We start from the raw sequence: 11,006 nt of genomic DNA on the forward strand, positions 1-11,006 counted from the left end.
TGGCGCGGTCCGCGGCCGGCCAGGAGCCCACCGGGCGAACTCCGGGGGCTCCGGGGGAGCCGGGTGGGCGGGGTGGGTCGGCGGTGGGACGCCCAGGGCCCCGTCCGCGGTGCGGACGGGGCCTTCGGGCCGGCGGAGGTGGCGGGATTTGAACCCGCGAGGGGGTTGTAGCCCCCAACCCGCTTAGCAGGCGGGCGCCATAGACCGGACTAGGCGACACCTCCAACGTCCAACAGGTTAGCAGCCGTCGCGTGCGAGCATCGCAGGCGATGAGCACCGACGCACCGCACCAGCCCGACCCGCTCCCCGCCCGCCGCCCGCGCCGGCGCGCCGTGGTCGCCGCCGGGGCCGGCGCCGCGGCCGTCGCGGCCGCCGGCGCCGTCGTCTGGGCCCGCTCCCGCGACGACGGCGCCGAGGGCGCCCGCCGCCTGGCCCGCGACGTCGCCGACGGCTGGACCGCCGGGACCTGGGACCCCGCGCTGTTCACCCCCGGCGCCGGTCCGCTGCCCGCCGACCTCGGGGAGGAGTACGCGCGCCTGGCCGGTGCCCTGGCGAGCGCCCCGCCCGCCGTGAGCGTGACCTCCGTGGACACCGAGCGGGCCGCGGACGGCACCGCCCGGGCCGAGCTGGACGTCTCCTTCGACCTCGCCGCCGCGCACGGCGCCGCCGAGGGCACCGTCCTGGCGTACACCACCACCCTGCGGGCGCGCCGCGGCGAGGACGAGCGGTGGCGCGCCGTGTGGGAGCCGGCGCTGGTGCACCCCGCCCTCGCCGACGGCGCCACCCTGGTGCTGGAGCGCACCCAGCCGCAGCGCGCCGACGTCCTCGGCCGCGACGGCGAGCCCGTCGTGCAGGCGACCGACGTGGTGCAGGTCGGTGTGCAGCCCTCGCGCACCACCGACCCGCGCGCGACCGCCGAGGCGCTGGCCGCGGTCCTCGGCGTCGACGCCGAGGCGCTGGCCGGCCGCGTCGAGCAGGCCTCCCCGGACGCCTTCGTGGACGTCATCACCCTGCGGCGCACCGACTACGACGCCCGGCGGGACGAGCTGCAGCCCGTCCCGGGGGCCGTCTTCCGGCAGTCCACCCTGCCGCTGGCGCCCACCCGCGCGTTCGCGCGCGCCCTGCTGGGCGGCGTGGGGCAGGTCACCGCCGAGAAGGTCGAGCAGTCCGGCGGCCGCTACGCCGCCGGGGACGTCGCGGGCCTGTCGGGCCTGCAGGCCGACCACGACGAGCGCCTGGCGGGGCGCGTCGGCGTCGTGGTGCGCACCGAGGGCGGCACCGGCGCGGTGCGGGAGCTGCTGTCCGCGCCGCCCGTGCCGGGAGAGGCGGTGCGCACCAGCCTGGACGCCGACCTGCAGCAGGCCGCCGACGACGTCCTGGACACCGCCCCCTCCGCGGCCGCGCTCGTCGCGGTGGACACCGCCACCGGCGAGGTGCTGGCGGTGTCGAACTCCCCGGCCGACGGGGGCGACCGGGCGCTGACGGGCCGCTACCCGCCGGGCTCGACGTTCAAGGTCGTCACCACCACCGCGCTGCTGGCCGGCGGGCTGGACCCGGACGAGACGGTGACGTGCTCGCCCACCTTCACCGTGGAGGGCCGCTCGTTCCGCAACTTCGAGGGCGAGGCGTTCGGCGACGTGCCGTTCCGCACCGACTTCGCGCAGTCGTGCAACACCGCCTTCGCCTCGCTGAGCTCCCGGCTGGGCGACGACGCGCTGCCCGCCACCGCCGCCCAGCTCGGCGTGGGCGCGCCGTGGGCCACGGGCGTGGACGCCTTCGCCGGCGACGTGCCCGCCGCGGAGTCCGCCGTGGACTTGGCCGCGGCCAGCTTCGGGCAGGGCCGCACCCTGGTCAGCCCCCTGGCGATGGCGGTCGTGGCGGCCTCCGTGGCGGCCCGGCAGCTGCGCCGGCCGGCGATCGTGCTGGACCCCGCGCCGGCGGCGCCGGCGGACCCGCCCGCGGCGGCCGACCCGGCCGTGCTGGCGACCGTGGGCGAGCTGATGCGCGAGGTCGTCACCTCCGGCACGGCCACCGTGCTCGCCGGGGTGCCCGGGGAGCCGGTGCACGCCAAGACCGGCACCGCCGAGCACGGCACCGGCTCCCCGCCGCCCACGCACGCCTGGACGATCGGCTACCAGGGGACCCTGGCGTTCGCCGTGCTCGTCGAGGACGGCGCCAGCGGCGGCTCGGTGGCCGCGCCGCTGGCCGCGGACTTCCTCACCCGGGTGGCGGCGCTGCGGCCCTGACCGGGGCCCCGTCCCGGCCCCGTCCCGGCCCGGCCCGGGGTTCGGAGCGCCGGGTCCCGGAACTCCCCGGGACGGGGGAGTTCCAAGTCGCTCCCGTGAAGGAATTGCCAGGGAGCCGTCGATGGGGTCAAATGGTCGAGTCCGCCCTAGGGCGACGACGGGCCCGGCTCATCCCCCCCGAGCCGGACCGTGGACGGCCCCCGCTCCCCCCCAGCGGGGGCCGTCGTCCTTCTCCCGGGGGTCCCTCCCCCTCCGCGGGCCCGCGCGACGCCGCGCACCGCCCGCCGTCTCCACACCCTCCCCGGCACCCGCGCGCGTCCACAGGTGCGCCCGCGCGGGCGGGGTGCCGCGCGGCGCGGGGCCACGGTGGCGGTCGACCACCGCGACCGCGAGGAGGCCCCCGTGCCCGCTGCCCGACGTCCGCACCACCACCCCGGGCCCACCGGCCCCGCCCCCGGGGCCGCGCTGCTCACCGGCGACGACGCCCTCGCCGCGGCGGTGCTGCGCCTGGCCGACGCCGCCGGCTGCGCCGTCACGCGCGCCGCGCCCGCCGCCGGCGCCCCGCCCCTGCTGCTGGTGGGGGAGGGCACCGGCGCCGAGCAGGTCGCGCGGGCGCGCGCCCTGGGCGCCGGCGAGGTCGTCCTGGTGGGGTGCGCGCCCGTCGGCCCCGACTGGTGGCGGCACGCCGCCGAGGTCGACGCCGACCACGCCGCGCTGCTGCCGGAGGCCGAGCCGTGGCTGCTGGACCGGCTCGTCGACGCGGCCGGCGGTCCCCGCCCGCAGGGGCGCGCGGTGGGCGTGGTCGGCGGCTGCGGGGGCGGCGGCGCCAGCGTCCTGGCCGCGGCGCTCGCCGCGGCGGCCACCGCCGGCGGCGACGTCCTGCTCCTGGACGCCGACCCCCTCTCCGGCGGCCTGGACCTGCTCCTGGGCGCCGACCAGCTGCCCGGCCTGCGCTGGGGCGACCTGGCCGGCGTCTCGGGGCGGTTGCGGCCGGACGTGCTGCGCTCCACCGTGCGCCTGCAGGAGGGCCTGCACCTGCTCGCCGGGGACCGCCGCGCCGGCCCGCCCCCCGCCCCGGAGGCGCTCAGCGCGGTGCTGCGCGCCGCGCGCGCCGCGTTCGCCACCACCGTGGTGGACCTGCCGCGCGGTCAGCTCGAGCGCCTGGGGACCGACGTGCTGGGCGTCTGCGAGGAGGTCCTCGTCGTCGCCCCGGCCACCACCCGCGCCGCCGCGGCGGCCTGCTGCACCGTCGACGAGGTGCGCCGGCTCACCGCGGGGGCCGACCCGCGGGTGCGCCTGGTGCTGCGCGACGTCGGCTCCGGCGCGGACGCCGACGTCCTCGCCGACGTCGTCGGCGCGCCGCTGGCCGCGGTGCTGCGCGGCGAGCGCGACCTGGAGGCGTCCCTGGAGCGCGGGGAGGGGCTGCCCGCCGGGCGGCGCAGCGCCGTGCGCGCCTTCGCCGACCGCTGGGCGGCCGGTGCCGCGGTCGCCGCCCGGTGAGCGGGGCGAGCGCCGTGCCCGGCCCGCTGGCCCCGTCGTCGGGCCCGGACCTGGCCGACCGGGTGCGGGCGCGCCTGAGCGGTCCCGTCGACCCCGGCGCGGTCGCCGGCGCCGCCCGCGCCGAGGGGGTGGTGCTGGGCGCGGCGGCCCTGCTGCGGCTCGTGGACGACGTGCGCGCCCGCGTCACCGGCGCCGGCCCGCTGCAGCCGCTGCTCACCCGCGAGGGCGTCACCGACGTCCTCGTCAACGGCGGCGGGCGCGTCTGGGTCGACGACGGCCGCGGGCTGCGGCCGGCGGGCGTGGAGGTGGGCGGCGAGGAGGACGTGCGCGCGCTGGCGGTGCGCCTGGCGGCCGGTGCCGGGCGCCGGCTGGACGAGGCGAGCCCTTTCGTCGACGCCCGCCTGGCCGACGGCACCCGGCTGCACGCCGTCCTGCCGCCGCTGGCGCCCGAGGGGACCTGCATCAGCCTGCGCGTGCCGGCGCTGCGCCGCTGGCGCCTGGAGCAGCTCACCGCCGCCGGGGCCGTGCCGGGGGAGTGGGCGCCGCTGCTGCGCGCCGTGGTCTCCGCCCGGCTGTCGGTGCTGGTCAGCGGCGGCACCGGTGCGGGCAAGACGACGCTGCTGCAGGCGCTGCTGGGCGAGGTGGACCCCGCCGAGCGCATCGTGCTCGTGGAGGACTCCGGCGAGCTGCGCCCGGACCACCCGCACGTGGTGCGGCTGGAGGCCCGCCACGGCAACGTCGAGGGCCGCGGCGGCGTGGGCCTGGACGTCCTGGTGCGCCAGGCGCTGCGGATGCGCCCGGACCGCCTCGTCGTCGGCGAGTGCCGCGGCGCGGAGGTGCGCGACCTGCTGGCCGCGCTGAACACCGGGCACGCCGGCGGCGCCGGCACCGTGCACGCCAACACCGCCGCCGACGTCGTGCCGCGCCTGCACGCCCTCGCCGCGGCCGCCGGCTCGGCCCCCGAGGCCGTGGACGCGCAGCTGCTGGCCGGGGTGGACGTCGTCCTGCACGTGGCCCGGCGCGGCGCGCGGCGCGGCCTGGCCGAGGTGGCCCTGGTGCGGCTCGACGAGCGGGGGCGGGCCGCGGTGGTGCCCGCGCTGCGCCTCGGGGACGACGGCACGCCGCGGCGCGGGCCCGGGTGGCCGCTGCTGGCCGCCCGCCTGGGGCTGCCGTGAGCGCCGCGCTCGCGGTCGCCGCCCTCCTCGGCGCCGCAGTCGCGCTGGCCGGCGGACCGGTGCGGCGCGGCCCGCGGGGCGGTGCGACCGGTGCGACCGGTGCGGCCGGCGGGACCCGCGCGCAGCGGTGGTGGCCACCGGGCGCGCGGCGCCGGGCCGGGCGGCGCCGGACCGCGCCGGACGCGGACCTGCTCGACGGCGCCCGCCTGGCCGAGCGGGTCGCGGCGCTGCTGCGCGCGGGCCTGGGCCCGGAGCAGGCGTGGGAGCACGCCGGCGCCCACGGGCCGGGCGGACCCGCGCCGGACGCCCCGGCCGGCGTGCGGGCGGTGTGGCGCCTCGTCGAGCGCACCGGGGCCCCCGCCGCGGACGCGCTGGAGCGGTGCGCGGCCGGGCTGCGCGCCGAGGCCGACGCCCGCGCCGCGGTGCGCGCCGCGACCGCCGGCGCCGCGGTCAGCGCGCGCACCGTCTCGCTGCTGCCGCTGGCCGGCCTGGCGCTGGGGGCAGCGCTGGGGGCGCCGCCGTGGGAGGCCCTGCTGGGCTCTGCAGCCGGCCGCGCGTGCGCGCTCGCCGGCGCCGCGCTGCTGCTGACCGGGCGCTGGTGGAGCGCCCGCCTGGTGCGCTCGGCCGCGGCGGCGGGTGCGCCGTGAGCGCCGCGCCGGCCGGGGTCGCGGTCGTCGCGCTCGTGCTCGCCGCGTTCCTGGTCGTCGCACCCGGTGCCGGGGCGCACCGCGTGCGGGCGCGCGCGCCGTCCCGTCCGGCACCGGGCGCCGCGGCGCGCGCGGCGCGGCTCGTCCGGCGCGCCCTGCGGCGCGGTGCCCCCGCGCCGGGCGGGGAGCAGGCGCAGCCGCTGGACCTGGCGCTGCTGCTGGAGCTCACCGCGGCGGCGGTGACCGCCGGGCTGCCGCCGGGCCGGGCGCTGGAGCAGGCCGTCGCGGCGGTGCCGGGCCGGGTGCCGGCGGACCTGGCGCGGGTGTGCGCCCAGCTGCGCTGGGGGACCGACCCGCAGCGCGCCTGGGAGGGCGCCGACGAGCGCTGGCACCCGCTGGCCGAGCCGCTGCTGCTGTCCGCGCGCACCGGCGCCCCGGCCGCGTCGCTGCTGCTGTCGGCGGCGACCCAGCACCGGGCCGAGCGGCGCCGTGCGGCCGCCGAGGCCGCCGCGCGGCTGGGCTCGCAGCTCGTGCTGCCGCTGGGGCTGTGCACCCTGCCCTCGTTCCTGCTGCTGGGCGTCGTGCCCGTCGTGCTCACCCTCGCCGGCGACGTCCTCACCGGCTGAGCGCCCACCGCGCGCTCCACACCCCGGCACCCCCGGCCGGTGTCCACAGCCGTTGCGCCGCTACCCCTCCCGGCGCTGCTCTCGCGCGAGGGTCGCTGCGGGGACGGGCGCGGTGCCGGTCCCGGCGGCCGGCCGCGCGCCGGCGCACGAGGAGGAGGAACCGGTGGAGCAGCGGGAGCGGTGCGAGCAGGAGCGGTGCGAGCAGGAGCGGGAGCGGGCTCGTGAGCACGGGCGGGAGCACGGGGACGGGCGGCGCGACCCGGTGCGCGCGCGGGAGGAGCGGGACGCCGGGATGGCCACCGCCGAGTACGCCGTGGCCACGCTGGCGGCGTGCGGGTTCGCGGGCCTGCTCGTCGCGGTGCTGCGCAGCGACGAGGTGCGCCGGCTGCTGCTGGGCGTGGTCCGCCAGGCGCTGGCCCTCGGGTGAGCCCCGCACGGCTCGCGCGGCCCGTCCCCCCGCGGCGCCCCGGCCGGCGGGCCGCAGCCGCCGCGCGCGACGGCGGTGCCGTGGTGGCGGAGTTCGCCGTCGCGCTGCCCGCCGTCGTCCTCGTGCTCGCGCTGGTGCTCGCCGCCGCGCGCGTCGCCCTGGCGCAGGTGGGGTGCGTGGACGCCGCGCGGGCCGGGGCGCGCGCGGCCGCCCGGGGCGAGGACGCCGCCGTGGTGCGGGCCACCGCGCAGGCCCTGGCGCCCGCGGGCGCCTCGGTCGCCGTGGCCCCCGGCGCGGGCACCGTGCGCGTCGAGGTGCGCTCGGCGCTGCGCCTGGCCGGGCCCCTGGGCGGGGACGTGCTGGTGCGCTCGGAGGCGACCGCCGCTGTGGAGGGCGCCGGCGCTGTGGAGGGCGCCGGCGCGGGGCAGCCGCGGCCGGGGGCGGCGTGAGCGGGGCAGCCGCGCCCGGGGGCGGTGCGAGCCGGTGCGGCCGGGCCGGGCGCGAGGACGGCAGCGGCAGCGTCGTCCTGCTCGGCGTCGTCGCGGTCGCGCTCGCCCTGGCGGTGGCCGTCGCCGGTCTGGGCGGGGCCGTGGCGGCCCGGCACCGGGCCCAGGCGGCGGCCGACCTGGCCGCGCTCGCGGCCGCCGACGCCGTCCTCGGCCGCGCCGGGAGCGGGCGGGCGGGGGCGGCCGAGGCGTGCGCGCGGGCGGCGCGGGTGCTGCGGGCCAACGGCGCGCAGGGCGGGTGCGCGGTCGCCGCCGACGGCACCGTGCGGGTGGACGCCCGGGTGCGCGCCGGCGGGCCGTTCGCCGCGCTGCTGGCCGGCGTCCCGGCGCGCGCCGCGGCCCGCGCCGGTGCCGCGCCCGCCGGGCCGCTCCCGCCGTGAGGGGCGCGGGCCCCGCCCGCTCAGGCGGGCGCCGCGCCGGTGCCGGCCCCGCCGCCGCCCGGCGCGGCACCGGCGCCGGGGTTCCCGAGCGCTGCCACGACCACGTCGAGCACCGCGACCGCGCCGTCCTTGTCCAGCGGCTCGTTGCCGTTGCCGCACTTGGGCGACTGCACGCACGCCGGGCACCCGGTGGCGCAGCGGCAGGCGCGCACGGCGTCGCGGGTGGCGGTCAGCCACTCGGCCAGCCGCTCGTGCCCGCGGTCGCTGAACCCCGCGCCGCCGGGCACCGCGTCGTGCACGAACACGGTGGGCCGGCCGGTGTCGGGGTGCAACGCGGTGGACAGCCCGCCCAGGTCCCACCGGTCGCACGTCGCCAGCAGCGGCAGCAGCCCGATCGCGGCGTGCTCGGCGGCGTGCAGCGCGCCGGGCAGCCGCGCCGGCGCCCCGCCCGCGGCGCGCGCGGCGGCGTCGGCGTCCAGCGACCACCACACCGCGCGGGTGCGCAGCCGCCGCTCGGGCAGGTCCAGCGGCTCCTCGCCCAGCACCTGGCCGGTGCCCGCGCGGCGGCGCAGGAACCCCGTCACCCGGCTGGTGACCTCCACCACGCCCCGGGAGACGACCAGCGGCCCGTGCGCGGCGCGCTCCTCCTCGGCGAGCACCCGCACCTCGCTGCGGCTGCGCGCGTGGGTGGTGTGGTCGGGCGTCTCCGGGTGCACCAGCGCCACCTGCTGCGCCAGGTCCAGCTCGTCGACGACGTAGCTGCGGCCCTGGTGCACGTGCACGGCGCCGGCGTGCACCGCGGAGTCCGCCGCCCCGGCCTCCACCGTGCCCAGCACGCGGCCGGTGCCGGACTCCACCACGCGCACCGTCCCGCCGGCCCCGCGCAGGTCCGTCAGCTCGCCGGCGCGGTCCGGCCGCGTCCAGAACCACCCCTGCGCGCGCCGGCGCAGCAGCCCGCGCGCCACCAGCAGCTCCACCACCCCCGGCGCCGCCGGCCCGAACAGCTCCAGGTCCGCCTCCGTCAGCGGCAGCTCCTGCGCGGCCGCGGCCAGGTGCGGGGCGAGCACGTACGCGTTGGAGGGGTCCAGCACGGTCGCCTCCACCTCCACGCCGAACAGCGCCTCCGGGTGGTGCACCAGGTAGGTGTCCAGCGGGTCGTCGCGCGAGACGAACACCCCCAGCGCCGGCCGCCCGCGCCGCCCGGCGCGGCCCAGCTGCTGGCGGAAGGAGGCGCGCGTGCCCGGCCAGCCGGCCACGAGCACCGCGTCCAGGCCGGCGACGTCCACGCCCAGCTCCAGCGCGCGCGTGGTGGCCATGCCCAGCACCCGCCCCGAGCGCAGGCCCTCCTCCAGCTCGCGCCGCTCCTCCGGCAGGTAGCCGCCGCGGTAGGCCAGCACCGAGCCGGCGAGCTGCGGGGCGCGCTCCAGCAGCCGCCGGCGCGCGGCGGCGGCCACCGACTCCGCCCCGGCGCGGCTGCGCACGAACGCCAGGGTCCGCACGCCGCGCTCGACCAGGCCCGCCAGCAGGTCGGCGGTCTCGGCGGTCGCGGTGCGCTGCTCGCCGCCGGCGGACTCGGCCTCGTCCGCCGCGTCCGCGCCCGCGGGCGCCTCGGGCGGCGCGCCGCGGCGCGGCGGCTCCCACAGCGCCACGTCCACGCGCGGGCGGGCGGAGGTGTCCTCCTCCACGGCCAGCACCTCCACGCCCGTCAGGCGCCGCGCGGTGGTGGCCGGCTCGGCGACCGTGGCCGAGGCCAGCACGAACACCGGCTCGGCGCCGTAGCGGGCGGCCAGCCGCCGCAGCCGGCGCAGCACCGCCGCGGCGTGCGAGCCGAACACCCCGCGGTAGGTGTGGCACTCGTCGACCACGACGAAGCGCAGCCGCCGCAGGAACGGCGCCCAGTGCTCGTGCCCGGGCAGCACCGAGCGGTGCAGCATGTCGACGTTGGTGAGCACCAGGGAGGCGTGCCGGCGCACCCAGCGGCGCACCTCCGGCGGGGTGTCGCCGTCGTAGGTGGCGGTCAGCGGCCGCTCCAGGCCCAGCGCGCGCAGCCGCGCGTCCTGGTCGGCGGCCAGCGCCTTCGTCGGCGCCAGGTACAGGGCCGTGGCCCCCCGCTCGCCCAGCCCGTCGGAGGGCCGGCGCAGCTCGGTGAGCACGGGGAGCTGGAAGGCCAGCGACTTGCCCGAGGCGGTGCCCGCGGCCAGGACGGTGGAGCGGCCGGCGTGCACGGCGTCGGCGGCCAGCACCTGGTGCCGCCAGGGCGGCCCGCCGGTGCCGCGCTCCAGGGCCGCGACGACCTCGGGGTCCGCCCACGCCGGCCAGGCCGCGCGCTCGCCGGCCCGGGCGGGCAGGACCTCCACGTGCCGCAGCCGGCCGGAGCGCTCGCCGTGCTCGAGCACCCAGCGCCACGCGGCGCCGTCCCGCCCGGCGGTGCCCGCGGGCGCCGCCCCCTCGCCCGCCGCCCGCACCACGCGCCCAGTGTCCCCCGCCGCGCCCCGCCGCTCCCGCCCGCTCCCGCCCGCTCCGCTGCCCGCCCCCGCTGGGCGCGCCCCTCACCCAGCGCGATGGTTCAATGCATCAGGGCGTGTCGCCCGGCACGTCCGACGCCAGCAGCAGCGAGGAGGGGTCCTGTGGACCTGTCGGTGACCAGCCGTGAGGAGAGCGGCCGGACCGTCGTCGAGGTGTCCGGTGAGATCGACGTCTACACCGCACCGACGCTGCGCGAGCGGCTCAACGAGCTGGTGGGCGCCGGTCACCACCACCTCGTCGTCGACATGGAGGGCGTGGAGTTCCTGGACTCCACCGGCCTCGGCGTCCTGGTCGGTGGCCTCAAGCGGGTCCGCTCGCACGACGGCTCCCTGCACCTGGTCTGCCAGCGCGAGAAGATCCTCAAGGTCTTCCGCATCACCGGCCTGACGAAGGTGTTCCCCATCCACGACACCGTCGCCGAGGCCATCGCCGCGTCCGCCGCGGCCGACGAGGCCAACGCGAGCTCCTGAGCCCGCCGTGGCCACCGTCGCCCTGCGCTTCACCCCGCTCGCCGAGCACGTCCGCACCGCCCGACTCGTGGCGGTGTCCGTGGCTCGCCGGGCGGGGTTCGGCGAGGACCAGCTCGACGAGATCCGCATCGCCATCGGCGAGGCGTGCGCCCGGGCGGTCGGCGCCACCGAGGCCGCTGCGGGGCGCGTGGGCCTGGTGGACGTGCGCCTGGACGACGACCAGGACCGCCTGGAGGTGACCGTCCTGCGCTGCGGCGAGGACGGCGAGCCGCTGCCGGAGTCGGCGGTGGCGGCCCCCGAGCAGGACCCGCTGTCCCTGGCCCTGATGACCGGCTCGGCCGGCACCAGCGCCCCGGCCACCGCGCCCGGCGGGACGCACCTGACGTGGGTGCGCGAGGACGCCGGGGCGGTGGCGCAGCCGCTGGGCTGAGCCCCCGCGCGCGGCGGGCCGGGCACGGCCCGTCACCTCGCGCGGCGATCACGTGGCACGGCCGGTGTCCCCG

Annotated in this window: 11 protein-coding genes and 1 tRNA gene; 10 read left to right on the plus strand and 2 right to left on the minus strand. The window is 81.1% G+C overall.

The genetic code is table 11. The features are described 5' to 3' along the window. Positions 1–133: 133 nt before the first annotated feature. Positions 134–224: transfer RNA gene (locus tag ACRYR7_RS10575), tRNA-Ser, on the minus strand. Positions 225–269: 45 nt separating this feature from the next. Between ACRYR7_RS10575 and ACRYR7_RS10580 the strand changes: the two genes are divergently transcribed. The 8 genes from ACRYR7_RS10580 to ACRYR7_RS10615 all read left to right on the plus strand — a co-directional run bounded on the left by ACRYR7_RS10580 (position 270) and on the right by ACRYR7_RS10615 (position 7,507). Next, a complete protein-coding gene (locus ACRYR7_RS10580) occupies positions 270–2,246 on the plus strand; it encodes a penicillin-binding transpeptidase domain-containing protein (protein ID WP_432572052.1) in 1,977 nt (658 codons plus the stop codon). Positions 2,247–2,648: 402 nt separating this feature from the next. Next, positions 2,649–3,746 (plus strand): septum site-determining protein Ssd, encoded by a 1,098-nt coding sequence (gene ssd / locus ACRYR7_RS10585; RefSeq protein ID WP_432572053.1) that lies wholly within the window; start codon positions 2,649–2,651, stop codon positions 3,744–3,746. Beyond that, positions 3,743–4,921: a TadA family conjugal transfer-associated ATPase gene (locus ACRYR7_RS10590; RefSeq protein WP_432572054.1), complete on the plus strand. Its 1,179-nt coding sequence runs from the start codon at positions 3,743–3,745 to the stop codon at positions 4,919–4,921. Before ssd ends, ACRYR7_RS10590 begins: the two co-directional genes overlap by 4 nt. Then, the gene (locus tag ACRYR7_RS10595; protein ID WP_432572055.1) at positions 4,918–5,568 is read left to right on the plus strand and encodes a hypothetical protein; all 651 of its coding nucleotides are present in this window, start codon (positions 4,918–4,920) and stop codon (positions 5,566–5,568) included. The genes ACRYR7_RS10590 and ACRYR7_RS10595 overlap by 4 nt, the downstream gene beginning before the upstream one ends. After that, a complete protein-coding gene (locus ACRYR7_RS10600) occupies positions 5,565–6,194 on the plus strand; it encodes a type II secretion system F family protein (RefSeq protein WP_432572056.1) in 630 nt (209 codons plus the stop codon). The genes ACRYR7_RS10595 and ACRYR7_RS10600 overlap by 4 nt, the downstream gene beginning before the upstream one ends. Positions 6,195–6,306: 112 nt before the next feature. Then, positions 6,307–6,621: a DUF4244 domain-containing protein gene (locus ACRYR7_RS10605; RefSeq protein WP_432572057.1), complete on the plus strand. Its 315-nt coding sequence runs from the start codon at positions 6,307–6,309 to the stop codon at positions 6,619–6,621. Positions 6,622–6,704: 83 nt separating this feature from the next. Then, a complete protein-coding gene (locus ACRYR7_RS10610) occupies positions 6,705–7,070 on the plus strand; it encodes a TadE family type IV pilus minor pilin (RefSeq protein WP_432572058.1) in 366 nt (121 codons plus the stop codon). Next, positions 7,067–7,507, plus strand: a complete 441-nt coding sequence (locus ACRYR7_RS10615) for an Rv3654c family TadE-like protein (RefSeq protein ID WP_432572059.1) — start codon at positions 7,067–7,069, stop codon at positions 7,505–7,507. Before ACRYR7_RS10610 ends, ACRYR7_RS10615 begins: the two co-directional genes overlap by 4 nt. A gap of 20 nt (positions 7,508–7,527) precedes the next feature. Here the strand turns inward: ACRYR7_RS10615 and ACRYR7_RS10620 are convergent, their stop codons facing one another. Beyond that, a complete protein-coding gene (locus ACRYR7_RS10620) occupies positions 7,528–9,975 on the minus strand; it encodes a DEAD/DEAH box helicase (protein ID WP_432572060.1) in 2,448 nt (815 codons plus the stop codon). A gap of 159 nt (positions 9,976–10,134) precedes the next feature. Between ACRYR7_RS10620 and ACRYR7_RS10625 the strand changes: the two genes are divergently transcribed. Then, the gene (locus tag ACRYR7_RS10625; protein WP_166610211.1) at positions 10,135–10,503 is read left to right on the plus strand and encodes an STAS domain-containing protein; all 369 of its coding nucleotides are present in this window, start codon (positions 10,135–10,137) and stop codon (positions 10,501–10,503) included. A gap of 7 nt (positions 10,504–10,510) precedes the next feature. Next, positions 10,511–10,933 (plus strand): ATP-binding protein, encoded by a 423-nt coding sequence (locus ACRYR7_RS10630; RefSeq protein WP_432572061.1) that lies wholly within the window; start codon positions 10,511–10,513, stop codon positions 10,931–10,933. Positions 10,934–11,006: the final 73 nt, after the last annotated feature.

The organism is Kineococcus gurbantunggutensis (genome assembly GCF_050871925.1).
GTDB lineage: Bacteria > Actinomycetota > Actinomycetes > Actinomycetales > Kineococcaceae > Kineococcus.

What these genes read in the sequence shown, in the direction of transcription:
- ACRYR7_RS10580 (WP_432572052.1), top strand. Translation starts at nt 270, where the DNA reads ATGAGCACCGACGCACCGCACCAGCCCGACCCGCTCCCCGCCCGCCGC.